Genomic DNA, 19234 nt, shown 5'->3' with positions numbered 1-19234 from the left:
CATTTTTGTTGGTTGTATCACAAATCCGTTGCAGCAAGCGAAAGCAAACCCCGGCCGGCGGGGCGCTTCAGGCGCCAATCATTTCTTCTGGCTTGAAAGTTCGCCTAGAAGCCTGGTCATTTCATCGTCGAGCGATTGCGGCGCCTTGGCCACCGGTTTGCCAACAGGACCACCGGAGCGCGGCTGGTCGAGCGAAACCTCCAGGTCCTTCATCAGCTCGTCGTCGATACTGCTCTGCGGTGGCGATGGCGCGTGCCTGACGGCATTGGCGTTGGCTGAGCCATAGGCAGGCAGCGGCGTGACGTTGGTCGATTGATGGGGTTGCGCCGGTTTCGGTGCGGGGGTTGGGGCTGGTGGTGGCGCTGCCGGGCGCTGGCGGGCAGGCGGCGGCGCCGCGGTCGCCGGCTGCGGCGCCGGTCGTGCCGGTGCGGGAGCCGGCTGAGGCGGCCGCGGTTTTGCCGCCGGGGCCGCGGTGGCCGGGACAGGTTGCAGACCACCATCTCCGGTCAGCGCTGGACGGCGCGGTGCGGCAAGGCGTATGTCGCGTTCGACGACGACGTCGGTCGGGCCGCCGATCAGCAGCAGATGTTCGATATCGTCGCGGCGCACCAGCACCAGCCGGCGATGGCTGTCGACGGCGGTGGCGTCCATGACGGCCAGCCGCGTCTTGCGGTTCCGGCCACCGGCGACGAACGTGCCGAAGGTCAGGTTGCGAACGAGCCTGACGATGACGAGCACGATGACCAGCAGGATCAGCGCCGCGAAGGTCCACAGGAGTGCCGCCGCATAACCAGGGCCCGCCACGCTATCCAGCCACTGCATTGGTTTCCCCTGATCGGTTTTGGAAAGTGACGCGACACTAGACCGTTGCGGCTGGCCACCGCAAGTTGCCTTTCACGCATCGTGAACAGCTTGAAACACTGGGAAGGCCGGCCGGCATCATTTTTATCTGACATTTGCCGCCCGGGCCTTTTCCGGACTAGGAGAATATGATTCAACCGGCTAAAGCGCGTCGCGCTGAAGCGGATTGATGCGACGCGCTTCAGGTCCTTGTATTCTTGCATGTCGTTTTCCCAAAACTGGAGTCACTTTTGGGCGACATGCATCAGGGGCGGGTGTCGGAACGTCGGACTTCACGAGCAGGGGGCATATGGCCAAGGAAGCGCGCGGCGATTTCTATCCGGTACCGATCGTCGACCAGAACACGCGACCGGGCGCGGTCACCCGGCTCATCATCTTCATCGTCGTTCTGACGGGGGCCGCGATCGTCTTCGGCCTGTTCCGCGAGCGCCTTGGGGACCCCTTCCTGCTCGGCATGCTTGGCGTGCTGGCGATGATCGGCGTCGGCTTCCTGTTTGCGACCGCGATCGGCTTCGTGCAGGTCACGCCGCGCTCGACCGGCGATGAACTGTCCAAGGCTTTCGTCGATTCGATGGCGCAGGGCCTGCTCGTGACGGACACCAAGGGCCGCGTCGTCTACGCCAACCGTGCCTATGCCGACATGACCGGAGCTTCCTCGGCCGCCGACCTCAAGACGGTCGAAGGGCTGCTTTCGGATGTTCCCGAGGCCTCGGTGACGATTTACCGGCTGGCCTCCGGCCTGCGTGACGGGCAGCCGGGCGACGGCGAGTTTCGGCTGGCGCAGTCGATCCGGCCCGGCGCCGAACCGGGCGCCCGCTGGTACCGGGCGCGCGCCCGTACCTTCAACGTTCCGGGCCAGCGCTTGCCGATGCTGGCCTGGCAACTCGCCGACATTTCGCAGGAGCGGGCCGAACAGGAGCGTTTCTTCCTCGATCTGCAGAAGGCCATCGATCACCTGGACCACGCCCCGGCCGGCTTCTTTTCCGCCGATCAGGACGGCCGCGTCACCTACATCAACGCCACGCTCGCGGAGTGGCTGGGCATCGATCTTGCCAGCTTCACACCCGGCGCGGTGACCTTGCCGGATATCGTTGCCGGCGACGGCATGGCTTTGGTGCGCTCGGTCAAGGCCGACCCCGGCACGACGCGCAACGCGGTCATCGATCTCGATTTGACGACGATGACGGGAGAGGCGCTGCCGGTGCGCTTCATGCATCGCGTTTCGGCCAGCCGCGAAGGTCTCGGGGGTCCGACACGCACGATCGTGCTCAACCGCACGCAAGGCGAGGATGCCTCGGCCGATCTGCGCGCCTCGGAAGTGCGCTTCACCCGCTTCTTCAACTCGACGCCGATGGCGATCGCGGGTGTCGATGCCAGCGGGCGCATCCTGCGCACCAACGCCCCCTTCCTGTCGCTGTTTTCCTCGGTTGTCGACCGGGACGCCGTGGATCGCCGTGTGCGGCTCGATACGGTGATCCACGAGCGAGAGCGTCCGGCCTTTGCCGCCGCATTCGAGAAGGCCCGGCAGCGGCAGGCCGACATCGAGCCGATCGACACCGTGCTGCCCGGCAACGAGGAGCGGCACATCCGTTTCTACGTCAATGCCGTCGCCGACGGCACCGGCGGCGAGGGCGCAGAGGAATCGGCCATCGTCTACGCCGTCGAGACGACCGAGCAGAAGGCGCTCGAAGGGCAGATGGCGCAAAGCCAGAAGATGCAGGCGGTCGGGCAACTCGCGGGCGGCATCGCCCACGACTTCAACAATGTGCTGACCGCCATCATCATGGCGTCGGACCTGCTTTTGACCAATCACCGGCCGTCGGACCCGTCCTTCCCCGACATCATGAACATCAAGCAGAACGCCAATCGGGCGGCTTCACTGGTCAGGCAGTTGCTGGCCTTCTCGCGCAAGCAGACGCTGCGGCCGGAGGTGCTGAACCTCACCGACGTGCTCGCCGATCTCAGGATGCTGCTTGCCCGCCTGGTCGGCAACGACATCAAGCTGAAGATCGACCACGGCCGGGACCTGTGGCCGGTCAGGGTCGATATCGGTCAGTTCGAGCAGGTGGTGGTCAATCTGGCGGTCAATGCGCGCGACGCTATGCCCGCCGGCGGCGATCTCACCGTGCGCACCCGCAACGTCACCGCCGAGGAGTGCAAGACCTTCTCCTATCGCGAACTGGCCGCGGCCGACTATGTCGTGGTCGAGGTCGAAGACACCGGCAGCGGCATCGCGCCGGATGTGCTGAAGAAGATCTTCGAGCCGTTCTTCACCACCAAGGAGGTCGGCAAGGGCACGGGCCTTGGCCTGTCCATGGTCTACGGCATCATCAAGCAGACCGGCGGCTTCATTTTCTGCGATTCCGAGGTCGGCAAGGGATCGACCTTTCGCATCTTCCTGCCGCGTCATATCGCGGAAGCGAAAAAGGCGGCCGAACCCGGGGAAACCCCGAGTGCCGCGCTGGTCAAGCCGGTCGACAGCACCAAGGACCTGTCGGGGTCAGCCACGGTGCTGCTGGTCGAGGACGAGGATGCCGTGCGCATGGGCGGCATGCGGGCGCTGACCTCGCGTGGCTATACGGTGCATGAGGCATCCTCCGGCGTCGAGGCGCTGGAAGTCTTCGAAGCCCTGGGCGGCAAGGTCGACATCGTCGTTTCGGATGTCGTCATGCCGGAAATGGACGGGCCGACCCTGCTTGGCGAGTTGCGCAAGCGCCAGCCGGATATCAAGTTCGTGTTCGTGTCCGGTTATGCCGAGGACGCATTCGCCAGGAACCTGCCGGCCGACGCGCATTTCGGCTTCCTGCCGAAGCCGTTCTCGCTCAAGCAACTGGCGACGATCGTCAAAGATATGCTGGAGTCCTAATTTAGTTTTCTCCAATGGTCTGCCTTGCACAACGCCCCGACAGCGCCATGATTGCGCGCGAGGGCCAGGCGGGCTTGGGGGAGCGGCGATTGACGCCACACATAGAGGCAGGCAAGGGCGATTACGCCGAAACGGTGCTGTTGCCGGGCGACCCGCAGCGCGCCGAATGGATGGCGCAGACATTTCTCGAGGCGCCACGCTGCGTCAATCGCAGGCGGGGTGCTTTCGGCTTTTCCGGCCTTTATCGCGGCCGGCCCATCAGCATCCAGGCAACGGGTATCGGGGTTTCGTCGTTCCTGATCTATACCCATGAATTGCTCGACTATTATGGCGCCCGAACATTGATCCGCACCGGGACCTGCGGCGGCCTGAGCGCCGAGGTAAAGCTGCGCAGCCTGGTGATCTCGCAATCGGCACGGCCGGAAAACAAGCAAAGCGGCCAGGTCTTTGGCCTTTATGAGGCTGACGCCGGCCCGGATCCGGCGTTGCTCGCCCGCGCATTGGCCAAGGCAGCCGAACTCGGCATCGACCACCATGCCGGCCTGACAGTCTGCACCGACATATTCTATCATCCTGAAACGCACACCCGATATGCCGAGGCAAGGGCGCTCGGAGCGCTGGCCGTGGACATGGAAACCAGCGCGCTCTACCGCATCGCGGCGCATTTCGGCGCGAGGGCGTTATCGCTGCTGACCGTCGTCGACAATCTGGTTACCGGCGAACAGGCCGACTATTCCGAGCGCCAGGCGCTTTTCACCGATATGAGCCGGCTGGCGCTCGAGGTTGCCGCAGCGGCGCGCTAAAGCGCTTCCGGTGAAAGCAGAACGCCTTCAAGCAGTTCGGCGTGACCGTCGCCGGTGATTGCCGTCCTCCCGGACCGCTGTGCGGAGCGCGCCAGGCGCTCCGCATTTTTGTCGGATATAGGTCAGGCGCCGACCGGCAGGCCGTCCATGCGGCGGATGGCGACCACTGACGGCCTCGGCGGCTGGCCGTCCCTGAAATCGGGCCACAATGTTTGCGCCTTGTCGAGCGTCTCGGCGTCTTCCGCGGGGTGCTGGACCGACAGGAACAAGGTCGTGCCATCCGGCGTGAGATGACACGAGAAGGCGGACACGGCTTGCCGGCCGTACGGCGGCGCCGTTCCAGGGCAGGCCTACGGATTGCTCCGCCGGGTGCAGGTCGAGGCGGTGAAGGCGCCGTCGGGTTGCTTCATGATGATGTCGAAGGAGGGCGGGTTCTGGCCATCCAGCGTTGCCTGGGTCATCGACAGCGAGTTGCCGCCCGTGGTGTAGCCGCCGAGCGGTCCCAGCCAGGAGATCTCGCCGTTTGCATTCATCTGATAATTGTAAGCCTGCTGGGCGGTTCCGAAGGTTACCGGGCCTGTATAGACGTTCCCCTTGACCGTGATGTCGCCGAGGTCGAGGAACATGCCGAGCAGGTAGACTTCGCAGTGATAGGTGCCGTCAGGCATCTTGCCGTCGCTGAAGTCGGCCCGCGCGGCGCCGGTCGCTGCCGCCAGAAGCGCTATGCCGATAAAAATGCGTGAAATCAGGGATGCCATGACGTCGCTCGGTTGAGCAGCGAGCTTGCCCTATTTTTGCACTGTGCTGCAACTTTGTCGCCCCCGTCTCGCAAGCTGAGGCCAAAATCTAGGCATTTGGTGAAATTGGGCAAAAATTAGGCAGATGCTAAATGCGCTGCGCAAATTTCTCTCAACCAATTTTTAACCGGCTCTCTTTGATTTGTTCAAACTAATATAATAAACGCTTGATAATGCCTGGTTATTTGCCGTTTTTCAGCATCCCGGCAGCGGTTGGCATGGGGGTTGCATTGTATTGTTGCGGTGCAATCAACCAGCGTGGGAGACTTCCGTATGAGGGGTAATTTCTCGACAATAACAAAAATGTTTTCGGCGAGCGTCGTTGCCGCCGGCCTGTTGATGTCGGCTCCCGCCAGGGCGGCCGACGATACGATCAAGGTCGGCATTCTCCATTCGCTGTCGGGGACCATGGCGATTTCGGAGACGACGCTGAAGGACGCCATGCTGATGCTCATCGATGAGCAGAACGCCAAGGGCGGCCTGCTCGGCAAGAAGCTTGAAGCCGTCGTCGTCGATCCGGCTTCCAACTGGCCGCTGTTCGCAGAAAAGGCGCGCGAGCTGATTTCGAAGGACAAGGTCGCGGCGGTGTTCGGCTGCTGGACCTCGGTGTCGCGCAAGTCGGTGCTGCCGGTGTTCTCCGAGCTCGACAACATCCTGTTCTATCCCGTCCAGTATGAGGGCGAGGAAAGCGAGCGCAACGTGTTCTACACGGGTGCGGCTCCGAACCAGCAGGCCATTCCGGCCGTCGACTATCTGATGAGCAAGGACGGCGGTTCGGTGAAGCGTTGGGTGCTGGAAGGCACCGACTACGTTTATCCGCGTACCACCAACAAGATCCTCGAGGCCTATCTGAAGTCCAAGGGCGTCGCTGCCGAAGACATCATGACCAACTATACACCGTTCGGCTTCTCCGACTGGCAGACCGAAGTTTCTGCGATCAAGAAGTTCGGTTCTGCCGGCAAGAAGACCGCCGTCGTTTCGACCGTCAATGGTGACGCCAACGTGCCATTCTACAAGGAACTCGGCAACCAGGGCATCAAGGCCGAGGACATTCCGGTCATGGCCTTCTCCGTCGGTGAGGAAGAGCTTGCCGGTCTCGACACCAAGCCGCTGGTCGGCCATCTCGCCGCCTGGAACTATTTCGAGAGCGTCAACACGCCCGAGAACAAGAAGTTCATCTCCGATTGGCACAAGTTCATCAAGAACAACAAGCGCACCACCAACGACCCGATGGAAGCCCATTATATCGGCTTCAATATGTGGGTGAAGGCGGTTGAAAAGGCCGGCACCACCGATCCGGACAAGGTCATCGATGCCATGATCGGCGTTTCGGTGCCGAACCTGACCGGCGGCTATTCGACGATGATGCCAAACCACCACATCACCAAGCCGGTGCTGATCGGCGAAATCCAGGCCAATGGCCAGTTCGAAACGGTTTCGAAGACACCGGGTCTGGTGATGGGCGATGAATGGTCCGATTACCTGCCGGATTCCAAGGACCTGATCTCCGATTGGCGCAAGCCTCTGTCCTGCGGCAACTTTAACGTTGCTACCGGCAAGTGCGGCGGCAAGGGAACGAACTGACCTCCCAGGTCTGGACTGTTGGGTCCATGACCAGACCGCAGCGTCCGGACGGTTTCCTCCGCCGTCCGGACGTCCAATTCAAACCTTCAAGGGGTTAACATAAGCCGATGACCTTGATCCGCGCGGGCCTGACACTGCTGTTCCTGCTGACGACGCTGTCGTCTTCGGGCGCCGCGGAAGCCGACCTGCGTGGCATCATCGCCAAGTTCGCTACGGTAACGGACTTTTCTGAGACGGGAGCTGTCGTCCAAGAATTGACAGCCACAGGGGATTCCGCTGTCGAACGGCCGCTTGCTGCATTGGCTGACGGCAATCTTTACATTCGCACCGCCGACTCGATGGTTTTTGTCGGCAAGGAAGGCGATGAAGGCGTCCAGCTTTTTGACCCGCTGAGCGGCGAGGCAGCTGGCGAGGCCTCCGAGGACGACATAACCAAGATCACTGTCAACAACACCTTGCGCCGCGCCATCCGTGATGCATTGGGCACGTTGACGCTTGGTTCCAAGGATCCGACCGTTCGCATCGCCGCGGCCGACACCATGTTCAAGACACCGGACGCCGCCAATATCGAACCGCTCGACGCAGCGATCGCCAGTGAAAGCGTGGCGAGCGTCAAGGCTTTGCTAGAGCAGGCGCGTGGCGCTTCCATACTGGTTTCAGACAAGCCTGATGCAGACAAGCTCGCCGCAATCGCGCTGATCGGTGCGCGTGGCGACCGTAATGCGGTTTCGCTACTCACCTCCGTCGAGGCCAACGCCTCCGGAGCGGTTAAGGAAGCGGCGACGGCCGCAATCGCAAGCATTAATTCAACGCTCGCCATCTGGGATGCCGGGCAGAACATCTGGTACGGCATTTCGCTAGGGTCGGTGCTGCTGCTCGCGGCGATCGGGCTCGCCATCACCTTCGGCGTCATGGGCGTCATCAACATGGCGCATGGCGAGATGGTCATGCTCGGCGCCTACACGACCTTCGTTGTCCAGCAAGTGATCCGCACATCCTTTCCCGGCCTGTTCGACTGGTCGCTGGTCATTGCGCTGCCGCTTGCCTTCCTGGTCGCCGCGCTCGTTGGTCTTGCCATCGAACGCGGCGTCATCCGCTTCCTCTACGGACGGCCGCTGGAGACGCTGCTGGCGACCTGGGGCGTGTCGCTGATCCTGCAGCAGGCGGTGCGCTCGATCTTCGGGCCGACCAACCAGGAGGTCGGCAACCCCTCCTGGATGTCGGGTTCGTTCGATATCGGCCAGCTGGCCATCACCTGGAACCGGCTGTGGATCCTGGTCTTCGCGCTCACCGTCTTCGGCGTCCTGCTCTATGTGATGAAGCGCACGCCCTGGGGACTGCAGATGCGCGCCGTCACCGCCAACCGGCGCATGGCGGCCTCGATGGGCATCAGGACGCCATGGGTCGACGCGCTGACCTTCGCGCTCGGATCCGGCATCGCCGGCATTGCCGGCGTCGCGCTTAGCCAGATCGACAATGTCTCGCCCAATCTCGGCCGCGGCTACATCATCGACAGCTTCATGGTCGTCGTCTTCGGCGGCGTCGGCAATCTCTGGGGCACGCTGGTCGGCGCCTTTTCGCTGGGCATCGTCAACAAGTTCCTCGAGCCTTATGCCGGCGCCGTGCTCGGCAAGATCGTCGTGCTGGTGCTGATCATCCTGTTCATCCAGAAGCGCCCGCGCGGCCTGTTCGCCCTCAAGGGCAGGGCGGTGGAAGCATGATCACGGGACGCTTCTTCGCCGCCGGCGCCGACCGCCGCATCGCCATCACCATCTTCATCCTGCTGGCCGCGGCCATTATCGTGCCGCTGCTCAACCTTGCGGTGTCGCCAACCAGCGCCTTCTACGTCCCGGCCTATATCGTGGCGCTGACCGGCAAATATCTCTGCTATGCGCTGCTGGCGCTCGCGCTCGACCTGGTCTGGGGCTATTGCGGCATCCTTTCGCTCGGCCACGGCGCCTTCTTCGCGCTCGGCGGCTATGCGATGGGCATGTATCTGATGCGCCAGATCGGTTCGCGCGGCGTCTATGGCAACCCGATCCTGCCTGATTTCATGGTGTTCCTGAACTACAAGGAATTGCCGTGGTTCTGGCATGGCTTCGATCATTTCTGGTTTGCGGCGATCATGGTGCTGGCGGTGCCCGGCCTGCTCGCCTTCGTCTTCGGCTGGTTCGCCTTCCGCAGCCGCGTCACCGGCGTCTATCTCTCCATCATCACCCAGGCGATGACCTATGCGCTGCTGCTCGCCTTTTTCCGCAACGATATGGGTTTCGGCGGCAATAACGGCCTGACTGATTTCAAGGACATTCTTGGTTTCAACGTGCAAGCCGACGCAACGCGTTCGGCGCTGTTCGCCGCCAGCGCGGTGATGCTGGCGCTCGCCGTGTTCATCACCTGGGCGATCGTCGGCTCCAAATACGGCAAGCTCCTGATGGCGGTGCGCGATGCCGAAAGCCGCACGCGCTTCCTCGGCTGGCGGGCGGAGAATGTGAAACTGTTCGCCTTCACCGTCTCGGCGGTCATGGCCGGCATTGCCGGCGCGCTCTATGTTCCGCAAGTCGGAATCATCAATCCCGGCGAGTTCGAACCGTCCAATTCGATCGAGGTGGTGATCTGGGCCGCCGTCGGCGGACGTGGCACCATTGTCGGGCCGATCATCGGAGCGCTGCTGGTCAATGCCGGCAAATCCTGGTTCACCGGCGTGCTGCCGGAATTGTGGCTGTTTGCGCTGGGCGGCCTGTTCGTTGCCGTCACCTTGCTCTTGCCAAAGGGCATCATCGGCATGTGGGACAGCTGGGGCGGCAATGCGAAGGCGTTGCGCGCGGCCTCCGCCGCTGAAGAGGCCGCCACCAAGGTTGCAATGCCGTCCGCGACCTCGAAGCCCGCTCGCTCGCCGGCGAGGAATCCGGGCGAATGGTCCTTGTCCGACCCTGAACCGCAGGCGGCGGAGTAGCGACCATGAGCAAGTCGAACACCATCCTCTATCTCGACGGCGTCTCGGTCTCCTTCGACGGTTTTCGCGCCATCAACAATTTGTCGCTGGTGCTCGACAAGGGCGAGATGCGCGCCATCATCGGCCCCAACGGCGCGGGCAAGACGACGATGATGGACATCGTCACCGGCAAGACGCGGCCCGACGAGGGCGAAGTGTTCTTCGACGGCCAGGTGGATCTCACCAGGCATGACGAGGCCGAGATCGCCATGATGGGCATAGGCCGCAAGTTCCAGAAACCGACAGTCTTCGAAAGCCACACGATCGAGGACAATCTGATGCTGGCGCTGAAGGGGCCGCGTTCGATCTTCCCGGCGCTGTTCCACCGCCGCTCTGCGGCCGAGGCGCGGCAGATCGACGACATTCTCGGCATCATCCGGCTGGGCGACAAGCGCCACGAACTGGCCGCCAATCTCAGCCACGGCCAGAAACAGTGGCTGGAGATCGGCATGCTGCTGGCGCAGGACCCGAAGCTGCTTTTGGTCGACGAGCCGGTCGCGGGCATGACCGATGCCGAAACCGAGGAGACGGCGCGGCTGCTCAGGGACATTGCGCGCGACCATTCCGTCATCGTCGTCGAGCACGACATGCATTTCGTGCGCGAACTCGGCGTCAAGGTCACCTGCCTGCACGAGGGCTCGGTGCTGTCGGAAGGCACACTCGATTTCGTCTCGGCCGACGAGCGCGTCGTCGAAGTCTATCTGGGGAGATGACCATGGTCTGGCGGGTGCAGTTTCATCGCTTCGATCTGTCGTTTCTCCGGTTCTGGAGAAGGCGCTGACATGCTCGAAGTTTCCAACGCCACGCTGCATTACGGCGCCGCCCAGGCGCTGCGGGGCGTTTCGCTGAAGGCGGGCGCCGGCAAGATCACTTGCGTGCTCGGCCGCAACGGCGTCGGCAAGACCAGTTTGATGAGATCGATCGTCGGCCACCACCGGCTGACGAGCGGAAGCGTTGCCTTCGAGGGGAAGGCGCTCGACCGGAGCGCGGCGTATGACCGCGCCCGGTCGGGCATCGCATTCGTGCCGCAGGGCAGGGAGATCTTTCCCCTGCTCACGGTGCGCGAAAACCTGGAATCGGGTTTTGCGCCGTTGAAGCGTGCCGACCGCAATGTGCCGGCGCATGTCTTCGAGCTGTTTCCAGTGCTGAAGCAGATGCTCGGCCGCCGTGGCGGTGATCTTTCGGGCGGTCAGCAACAGCAACTCGCCATCGGCAGGGCGCTGGTGATGCGGCCGAAGCTGCTGGTGCTGGATGAGCCCACCGAGGGCATCCAGCCATCGATCATCAAGGACATCGGCCGCGCCATCCGCTATTTGCGCGACCAGGCCGGTATCGCGGTGCTGCTGGTCGAACAATATCTCGACTTCTGCCGCGAGCTTGCCGACGAGGTCAATATCATGGACCGGGGCCAGATCGTCCATACTGGACCGGCGGAAGATTTAGACCGGGCTGATGTGCGAAAGTTTCTTACCGTCTAGAATCGGTGCTGGACTTCAGCTGACGATCCAAAGTCCTTGGCAAGTCGAATATTTCTTTCATCCAGCGATCCTCGTCTCTGGCGCGCCAGAGGCGGCATGCTAGTCTTTTTGTTGGCTTTGTGAGTCGGCCGCTTCCGTATCAGTCTGGTTATCGCAGATCGAGGGCGCGGCGAAGGCCGGCAAGTTCCACGCAAGCAAGGCTTCCTAGCTTCTCTCCTGCGATCTTTGTCGTTCAAACGCGTTTGGGCACACAGGCTAAGGGACAGCCATGGAACGTTTCGTCGAGGACTACCAGAAGCGGCGGCTTACCGAACGGGTCGATATCATCGCGGCCATCAACATTTTGAGGTCACAGGGCTGCGAATATGACGACCTGATCGAGGAGATCACCAAGGTGTTCTACGTCGACCTCGATACTTTCAATGAAATCGTGATGGCGGCATAGAGCCGCTTTCGCCCATCCAATAGAGTCGCCTTCGCCCATCCAATAGTCACAGCTCGGCATTGATAAGCGCGGTCAGCTCGCGCGCCGGAACGCAGAGGCGGTGACGCGGTTGCGGCCGCCGCGCTTGGCGTCGTAAAGCGCCTTGTCGGCGGCGCTGAGCACCTTGTCGAAGCTGAGCCCCTCTTTGCTGCCGAATGCAAAACCGGCACTGACCGTGCATCTCAGGGAGCCGGTTTCGGTCTCTATCTGGCGTGTCGCGAAGGCGGTTCGGATGCGCTCCGCCGCGCCCTCGACCGTTTCCGGCAAGGTGCGCTTCAACACCAGCGCGAATTCCTCGCCGCCCATGCGCGCGGCAACGTCGGTCTGGCGAAGATTGCCGGCGAGTTCGCTCGCAAATACCTTCAGCACCTCGTCGCCGGCCGCGTGGCCGAACTCGTCGTTGATGGCTTTGAAATTGTCGAGATCGAAGACGACCACGGCGGTAAAGGCACCGACCGGGAGATGGCCATGCATGTCGAACAGTGCGCGCCGGTTGAGCAGGCCGGTCAAGGGATCGGTGAGCGCGTTGCGGCGGTGGTGTCTCGCCAGGCGCCCCTGATTGAGCGCAAGGGACAGGGCGCCAATGCCCGTCATACTGGCGATGACGACAATGAGGCTCAGTTCCTCGGCCCAGTTGCTTGGTGCATGGCCGAGAACCAGCTTGCCGTCCCATGCCAGGACCGCCGCGCACAGCATGAAGGAAACGGCGGTGGCCGAGTAGAGCGTGGTGATGCCGACCGTCAGGGCAGGGGCTTCGTCGCGGCCGCGCCAGTATTCGAATGCCGTCGCGAACAGGAGCAAGGCGGCGAACAGGTTCTCGAACATGAAGCCAAGGCCATCATAGCCCAGAGCCATGGGGGGCAGCGTCACTGCCAGTGAAACACAGCCCAACAATGCTCGCGGCAGCGGCGAGCCGCCGGTTCTGAACTGGTAGGCCGCACCCAGCATGGTTGAGAAACCGAGCAGCAACAGGGCAAGGGTGGCGATGCCGAGCAAGCGCCCGGGCATGTCGATATAGGCGTCATAGACAAAGATATCGCCGACCACGAATACCAGGCTGATCGCCCATGTCAGCAGGAACCGTTCCGTGCGGGCGGTCAGCCACATGCCGAACAATGTCAGGCTCAGGCAAGCAGCGGAGAAACCGACAGCCAGCAGAAGTGAAGTGTAGTCGAGCGACATGCCCCTCTTTCCCTGCCGGCGGCGGCTCCAGCTCTGCAGCTTGGCGTCGCCGCATACATGCAGCAAGGAAGTGTCGATAAGGTTACGATCGTGGCGAAGATGCCCGGGAATAGGCGCTTTGCTACGCGCAAAACGCATAGATGATGCACTTACAGCATGTAGCCGAACAACAACGAATGCTTGTCAGCCGGCTATGCGCTTCATCAGCGCCATCGCCCCGAACGGTGCGCGCACTTTGCCCTCGGTGATGAAGTAGACGAACACGTCGCGCGGCTGAACAGGCGCGTCGGTGGCGGGATCGGCGCGTCGCAAATCGGCCGGCTGCTTGCCTTCAGCCCATGTCTTTGCCCGCGCCGCCCACTCGTCGAGCCCCTTCGGCGTGTAGCAATCGGGATTGTCGTCCGATCCGGTCTGCAGTCGTGCGTAGACGAAGTCGCCGGTGACGTCGGCGATATCAGGATATTTGGCATGGTCGGCATAGACGATCGCCGCCTTGTATTTGCGGGCAAGTGCCGCGAATTCCGGCACGATGAAACTGTCGTTGCGGACTTCCAGCGCATGGCGCAGCGCGACACCGTCCTGTTTCTCCGGCAGCAGTTTCAAAAAAGCTTCGAAATCGTCCGGATCGAACTTTTTCGTCGGCGCGAACTGCCACAGGATCGGGCCGAGCTTGTCGCCGAGCGCGGCAACGCCGGAGCCGAGGAAGCGCATCATCGATTCACCGGCCTCGCCCAGCACGCGGCGGTTGGTGACGAAGCGGTTGCCCTTCAGCGAATAGACGAAACCGTCCGGCGCCTCGCTTGCCCATTTGACGAAGGTCGGCTCCTTGAAGCTGGAATAGTAGGTGCCGTTGACCTCGATGCTCGGCACCTGCCGGCTGGCGTAGTGCAGTTGCTTGGCCTTCGACAATTTGTCCGGATAGAAGGACGTATCCCAGGGCTCGAAGGTCCAGCCGCCCATGCCGGAGCGGATTGTTCCCGATTTGCTCATTATCGTCCTCCCGAGTGCGGTGTCTGGCCAAATTCAGAAGTCTGGCCGCGTTCAGAAAATCAGGCCGTCGTGGTCTCGTCGACCGGCTTTGCCATGTCGACAAGCACCCATCCTGGCCGGTAGGGGTTGGGCCGGCGACCCGTTTCGCGATAGCCGTAAGCGAGATAGAGCGCGATGTTCCGCTCCATTTTCGCATTGGTGTAGAGCCGTATCTCCGGCAGGCGCCACTGGCGCGTCTGCTCGTCGGCATGTTTTAGCAATGCGATACCGAACCCCTTGCCCTGGAAGGCGGGCGACACCGCGATGGAGAAGATCATGGCGTGATCCGCATGCCGCTCCAGTGTGAGCACTCCGGCAGGTTCGCCGTCGCTCTCCAGCAGCCAGACCTCGGCGTTCGCGATGCGCGGCGCGTAGTCTTCGGTCACCGGGATCGGCGGCGCGTCGAGCATGGCGTTGTAGGGGGCGTAGGCGGCTTGCGTCAGCGAAATGACTGTTTGGATATCACCGGCAAGCGCTCTTCTGATTGTCATCCAAACACTCTCCAGGCGCCAACCGGTCCGCTGATCACTCCGCCGCTTCGCGCTTGCCTCCGGGGCGCCGCTCCAGCAGTTCTTTGAGGAACTGCCCGGTGTAGCTGCGCTTCTCGCGCACGATCGCTTCCGGTGTGCCCTGGGCAACCAGTTCGCCGCCGCCGTCGCCGCCTTCGGGGCCGAGGTCGAGCACCCAGTCGGCGGTTTTGATCACTTCGAGATTGTGCTCGATGACCACCACCGTGTTGCCCTGGTCAACCAGCTCGTGCAGCACTTCCAAGAGTTTGGCGACGTCGTGGAAATGCAGGCCGGTGGTCGGCTCGTCGAGAATGTAGAGCGTCTTGCCTGTCGCCTTGCGCGACAGTTCCTTGGCGAGCTTGATGCGCTGCGCCTCGCCGCCGGACAACGTCGTCGCCTGCTGGCCGATATGGATGTAGCCGAGGCCGACCTGCTTCAGCGTATCGAGCTTGTCGCGCACGCCCGGCACGGCGGCGAAGAAGTCGACGCCTTCCTCGACGGTCATGTCGAGCACGTCGGCGATCGACTTGCCCTTGAACAGGACGTCGAGCGTCTCCCTGTTGTAGCGCTTGCCGTGGCAGACGTCGCAGGTGACGTAGACGTCAGGCAAAAAGTGCATCTCGATCTTGATGACGCCGTCGCCCTGGCAGGCCTCGCAGCGGCCACCCTTGACGTTGAACGAGAAGCGTCCCGGCTGGTAGCCGCGCGCCTTGGCCTCGGGCAGGCCGGCGAACCAGTCGCGGATCGGCGTGAAGGCGCCGGTATAGGTGGCGGGGTTCGAACGCGGGGTCCGTCCAATGGGCGACTGGTCGATGTCGATGACCTTGTCGAGGAATTCCAGGCCCTCGATGCGGTCATGCTCGGCCGGATGCTCGCGCGAGCCCATGATGCGGCGCGAGGCTGCCTTGAACAGCGTCTCGATCAGGAAGGTCGACTTGCCGCCGCCCGATACGCCGGTGACGGCGGTGAAGGTGCCGAGCGGGATTTCGGCAGTGACGTTCTTCAGATTGTTGCCGCGCGCGCCGACGATTTTCAGGCGCCGGTTCTTTTTCGCCTCACGCCGGACCCCGGGGGTGGCTACTTCAAGCGCGCCCGACAGGTATTTGCCGGTGATCGAGTTGGGATTGGCCATCACTTGCTGCGGCGTGCCCTGGGCGATGATCTCGCCGCCATGGATGCCGGCGGCCGGACCCATGTCGACGACATAGTCGGCATGCAGGATGGCATCCTCGTCATGTTCGACGACGATGACGGTGTTGCCGATGTCGCGAAGGTGCTTGAGCGTATCGAGCAGGCGCGTGTTGTCGCGCTGGTGCAGGCCGATCGACGGCTCGTCCAGCACGTAAAGCACGCCGGTGAGCCCCGAGCCGATCTGCGACGCCAGGCGGATGCGCTGGCTCTCGCCGCCCGACAGCGTGCCCGAATTGCGCGACAATGTCAGATAATCGAGCCCGACATCGTTGAGGAAGCGCAGCCGCTCGCGGATTTCCTTCAGCACGCGCACCGCGATCTCGTTCTGCTTGTCGTTGAGCTGCGCAGGCAGGTCGGTGAACCATTTGTCGGCGTTGCGGATCGACTGTTCCGTGACTTCGCCGATGTGCTGGCCGCCGATCTTAACCGCCAGCGCTTCCGGTTTCAGCCGATAACCTTTGCAGACGGGACAGGGCGTCGCCGACATGAAGCGCTCGATCTCCTCGCGCATCCAGGCGGATTCGGTTTCCTTCCAGCGCCGTTCGAGATTGGGGATGACGCCTTCGAAGGTCTTGGTCGTCTTGTAGGAGCGCAGGCCGTCATCATACTGGAAGGTGACTTCACGCTCGCCGGTGCCGCGCAGGATCGCGTCCTGGGCCTCGGCGCTCAAATCCTTGAACTTGTCGCCGAGCTTGAAGCCGTAGGCCTTGCCTAAGGCCTCGAGCGTCTGCACGTAATAGGGCGAGGTCGACTTCGCCCAAGGGCTGACGGCGCCGTCGCGCAGCGACACGTTTTCGTCGGGCACGACGAGATTGGGGTCGATGGCGCGCTGGCTGCCGAGACCGTCGCAGGTCGGGCAGGCGCCGAACGGGTTGTTGAACGAGAACAGCCGCGGCTCGATTTCGGGAATAGTGAAGCCGGACACTGGGCAGGCGAATTTTTCCGAGAACAGGATGCGCTCATGCGTCTCGTTCTTCGATTTGTTGACCGAATCCTCGCCGGTCTGGCTGGAATCGAGCGGCCTGTCGGCGAACTCGGCCACCGCCAGCCCCTCGGCGAGCTTCAGCGCCGTCTCGATGGAGTCGGCAAGACGCGTGGCCAGATCGCCGCGTACGACGATACGGTCGACGACGACGTCGATGTCGTGCTTGTATTTCTTATCGAGCGCCGGAACATCGGATATCTCATAGAAGACACCGTCGACCTTGACGCGCTGAAAACCCTTCTTCTGCAGCTCCAGCAGTTCCTTGCGGTACTCGCCCTTGCGGCCGCGCACGATCGGCGCCAGCAGGAACAGGCGCGTGCCTTCCTCCAGCGCCAGCACCCGGTCGACCATCTGGCTGACCGTCTGGCTCTCGATCGGCAGGCCGGTGGCCGGCGAATAAGGTACGCCGACACGCGCGAACAGCAGGCGCATATAGTCGTAGATCTCGGTGACGGTGCCGACCGTCGAGCGCGGGTTCTTCGAGGTAGTTTTCTGCTCGATCGAGATGGCAGGCGACAGGCCGTCGATCTGGTCGACGTCGGGCTTCTGCATCATCTCGAGGAATTGCCGGGCATAGGCCGACAGGCTCTCGACATAGCGGCGCTGGCCTTCGGCATAGATGGTGTCGAAGGCCAGCGACGATTTGCCGGAACCAGACAGGCCGGTCATGACGATCAGGCTGTCACGCGGCAGGTCGAGATCGACATTCTTCAGATTGTGTTCGCGCGCCCCGCGAATGGAAAGGAATTTATGGTCGGCCATCGCCGGTCGCCGCCTCAGATCTGGAATTCGTGGGATTGGCGGGATTGTCCCAGCCATCCCCTATGTAGGTGTTTTTGCCGCCACGTCGAGAGACGCCACAATTCCCGACAGAAGTCGTTTAACCGTCTTTCGCGCGAAGGGGCAAGCAGAAAGAACAAAGGCCGAACACGCTCCTGACAAAGCTGTGTAGAAACCTGACCTGTACGTAACCTCCCGGCGATCACAATTTTCCGTAACCGGCTATTGAAGGTTGACGTGGCCGGCTCACGGGGGCAGTCTCCCGGGGTCAGCGAAGCCGGCCGTCTTTCGATGGCCTCGCCGCCCCAAGGCGGCCTGCGAGACGCCGCAGGCATTTGCGATTTGCGCTTCGCTACGACAATGTCGCAACGGACACAGGAGCGGAGCATGACGCCACCGGACAGTCCCCAAGGGCTCCACGCCTCGTTGGAGCCGCGGCAGGCATACGTGCCAGGGTTTAGCGTTTGCGCCACCCGACAAACCGTGACTTGCCGTATCCCCAAAATCAGAGACCGCTAGTCGGATCGTCGGCTGACGCCGCGTAGCATCCGAAATCAAACGCCGGCAGTACACTCCCGGCAAAATTTGGATTTGAGATCCAGAAAAGCCCCGTCCGTTTGCCTAGGGCACGGCGGGGCTGTTCTTTTGACGACATGGCTGCACCGGCCCCAGCGGAGGGCTGCTCACCTCGGCGGCTTAAACCCGCCCGTGGCCATATCGACCGTGATGGTGCCGGAAATCCTGACATCGGTATCGCCGATTTTGAACGTGCCGTTGCCGTTGCTGGGGAACGCATCGTCGGGTTCCGGCCGGGGACCCGGCTTGGCGATGCGATAATCACCGTTCACACCGGGCAGTGCGCGTTTCTGTGCCTGCGGTACGCTGTCGCCGGCGAGGGCCATACCGCTCGCAAGGCTGGCAAAAGTGAGCACCGCTGCGACCATGAGGCGATGCGACGTCCTGGGCGAATGAGTGTCGATCATCCCGGGATTATAGGGACCAGCCGCTCCCGGAACCAGAGCGGTGTCGTCAAATCATCGACAGCGGGCAGAAATCCGAGCTGGTTCACGCCGCCTTTTTGCGCGTGTCGAAGACATGGTCGACAATGCCCCATGCCTGGGCCTCGCGGGCGGTCATGAAATGGTCGCGGTCGAGCGTGCGTTCGACCTCCTCATAGCTGCGGCCGCAATGCTGGGCGTAGAGTTCGGCCATATGGCGTTTGGTCTTGCCGATCCGCTCGGCATGGCGCTGGATGTCGGAAGCCTGGCCCTGGAAGCCGCCCAGCGGCTGATGCAGCAGAATGGTGGCGTTGGGCAGCGCGATGCGGCGCCCCGGCGTGCCCGCCATCAGCAGGAACGAACCCATCGAGGCGGCAAACCCCATGCACACGGTCGAAACCGGGCAACTGACATACTGCATCGTGTCGTAGATGGCGAACCCGCTGGTCACCACGCCGCCCGGCGAGTTGATGTAGAGCGATATCTCCTTGTCGGGACTGTCCGACTCCAATGATAAAAGCTGCGCGCAGACCAGCGCCGAGACGTCGTCGTTGATCTCGCCATTGATGAAGATGATGCGCTCGCGCAGCAGCCGCGAGAAAATGTCGAAGGCGCGTTCGCCGCGGCTCGATTGCTCGATCACCATCGGCACCAGACTGGCAAGACCGCTCATTTTTCGTCTCCGATTTCCGTGT

At 62.5% G+C, this 19234-nt stretch carries 17 protein-coding genes; 8 read left to right on the top strand and 9 right to left on the bottom strand.

The features are described 5' to 3' along the window. Positions 1–78: 78 nt before the first annotated feature. A complete protein-coding gene (locus tag FJV83_RS25945; RefSeq protein WP_095789693.1) occupies positions 79–822 on the bottom strand; it encodes a flagellar biosynthetic protein FliO in 744 nt (247 codons plus the stop codon). 328 nt (positions 823–1150) lie between these two features. Here FJV83_RS25945 and FJV83_RS25940 point away from each other — a divergent pair, with 328 nt between their 5' ends. Together FJV83_RS25940 and FJV83_RS25935 are read left to right on the top strand one after the other, a co-directional pair. Next, positions 1151–3727: a PAS domain-containing sensor histidine kinase gene (locus FJV83_RS25940; RefSeq protein WP_142886240.1), complete on the top strand. Its 2577-nt coding sequence runs from the start codon at positions 1151–1153 to the stop codon at positions 3725–3727. 89 nt (positions 3728–3816) lie between these two features. Further along, complete coding sequence (locus FJV83_RS25935; RefSeq protein WP_142886239.1) at positions 3817–4530, top strand: DeoD-type purine-nucleoside phosphorylase; 714 nt, start codon at positions 3817–3819, stop codon at positions 4528–4530. Positions 4531–4652: 122 nt separating this feature from the next. Here FJV83_RS25935 and FJV83_RS25930 read toward each other — a convergent pair whose 3' ends face one another. Both FJV83_RS25930 and FJV83_RS25925 read right to left on the bottom strand, forming a co-directional pair. Beyond that, on the bottom strand, positions 4653–4841 hold the full coding sequence (locus tag FJV83_RS25930; protein WP_095775371.1) for a hypothetical protein: 189 nt from the start codon (positions 4839–4841) through the stop codon (positions 4653–4655). A 39-nt stretch (positions 4842–4880) separates the two neighbouring features. Beyond that, positions 4881–5288: a hypothetical protein gene (locus FJV83_RS25925; RefSeq protein ID WP_142886238.1), complete on the bottom strand. Its 408-nt coding sequence runs from the start codon at positions 5286–5288 to the stop codon at positions 4881–4883. A 342-nt stretch (positions 5289–5630) separates the two neighbouring features. Here FJV83_RS25925 and urtA point away from each other — a divergent pair, with 342 nt between their 5' ends. The 6 genes from urtA to FJV83_RS25895 all read left to right on the top strand — a co-directional run bounded on the left by urtA (position 5631) and on the right by FJV83_RS25895 (position 11826). Next, on the top strand, positions 5631–6911 hold the full coding sequence (gene urtA, locus FJV83_RS25920; RefSeq protein WP_245318325.1) for an urea ABC transporter substrate-binding protein: 1281 nt from the start codon (positions 5631–5633) through the stop codon (positions 6909–6911). A 107-nt stretch (positions 6912–7018) separates the two neighbouring features. Then, positions 7019–8632 carry an urea ABC transporter permease subunit UrtB gene (gene urtB, locus FJV83_RS25915; protein WP_095789695.1) on the top strand — a complete coding sequence of 538 codons (1614 nt, stop codon included), beginning with the start codon at positions 7019–7021 and terminating at the stop codon, positions 8630–8632. Beyond that, positions 8629–9864 carry an urea ABC transporter permease subunit UrtC gene (urtC, locus tag FJV83_RS25910; RefSeq protein ID WP_095775375.1) on the top strand — a complete coding sequence of 412 codons (1236 nt, stop codon included), beginning with the start codon at positions 8629–8631 and terminating at the stop codon, positions 9862–9864. Before urtB ends, urtC begins: the two co-directional genes overlap by 4 nt. A 5-nt stretch (positions 9865–9869) precedes the next feature. Then, entirely contained in the window at positions 9870–10616 is a 747-nt protein-coding gene (urtD, locus tag FJV83_RS25905) for an urea ABC transporter ATP-binding protein UrtD (RefSeq protein ID WP_095789697.1), read from the top strand. Between the two features lie 69 nt (positions 10617–10685). Further along, positions 10686–11381, top strand: a complete 696-nt coding sequence (urtE, locus tag FJV83_RS25900) for an urea ABC transporter ATP-binding subunit UrtE (RefSeq protein ID WP_013895283.1) — start codon at positions 10686–10688, stop codon at positions 11379–11381. A gap of 268 nt (positions 11382–11649) precedes the next feature. Next, positions 11650–11826, top strand: a complete 177-nt coding sequence (locus tag FJV83_RS25895) for a hypothetical protein (RefSeq protein WP_019858306.1) — start codon at positions 11650–11652, stop codon at positions 11824–11826. Between the two features lie 72 nt (positions 11827–11898). On the opposite strand, the gene FJV83_RS25890 is transcribed toward FJV83_RS25895, so the two are convergent. The 6 genes from FJV83_RS25890 to FJV83_RS25865 form a co-directional block, all read right to left on the bottom strand. After that, positions 11899–13047: a GGDEF domain-containing protein gene (locus tag FJV83_RS25890; protein WP_142876833.1), complete on the bottom strand. Its 1149-nt coding sequence runs from the start codon at positions 13045–13047 to the stop codon at positions 11899–11901. Positions 13048–13230: 183 nt separating this feature from the next. Beyond that, a complete protein-coding gene (locus FJV83_RS25885) occupies positions 13231–14037 on the bottom strand; it encodes a DUF72 domain-containing protein (RefSeq protein ID WP_095775378.1) in 807 nt (268 codons plus the stop codon). Between the two features lie 59 nt (positions 14038–14096). Continuing rightward, positions 14097–14567: a GNAT family N-acetyltransferase gene (locus FJV83_RS25880; protein ID WP_142886237.1), complete on the bottom strand. Its 471-nt coding sequence runs from the start codon at positions 14565–14567 to the stop codon at positions 14097–14099. 34 nt (positions 14568–14601) lie between these two features. Then, positions 14602–17523 (bottom strand): excinuclease ABC subunit UvrA, encoded by a 2922-nt coding sequence (uvrA, locus tag FJV83_RS25875; protein ID WP_142886236.1) that lies wholly within the window; start codon positions 17521–17523, stop codon positions 14602–14604. A gap of 701 nt (positions 17524–18224) precedes the next feature. Then, a complete protein-coding gene (locus FJV83_RS25870; RefSeq protein WP_142886235.1) occupies positions 18225–18524 on the bottom strand; it encodes a hypothetical protein in 300 nt (99 codons plus the stop codon). Between the two features lie 82 nt (positions 18525–18606). Continuing rightward, complete coding sequence (locus tag FJV83_RS25865) at positions 18607–19212, bottom strand: ATP-dependent Clp protease proteolytic subunit (RefSeq protein WP_142876830.1); 606 nt, start codon at positions 19210–19212, stop codon at positions 18607–18609. Between the last annotated feature and the right edge of the window lie 22 nt (positions 19213–19234).

It is taken from the genome of Mesorhizobium sp. WSM4307 (assembly GCF_007003945.1).
In the GTDB taxonomy this organism is placed as follows: Bacteria; Pseudomonadota; Alphaproteobacteria; order Rhizobiales; family Rhizobiaceae; genus Mesorhizobium.
The sequence above is the reverse complement of the archived record's forward strand: the minus strand, read 5'-3'. Positions and strand labels throughout refer to the sequence as shown.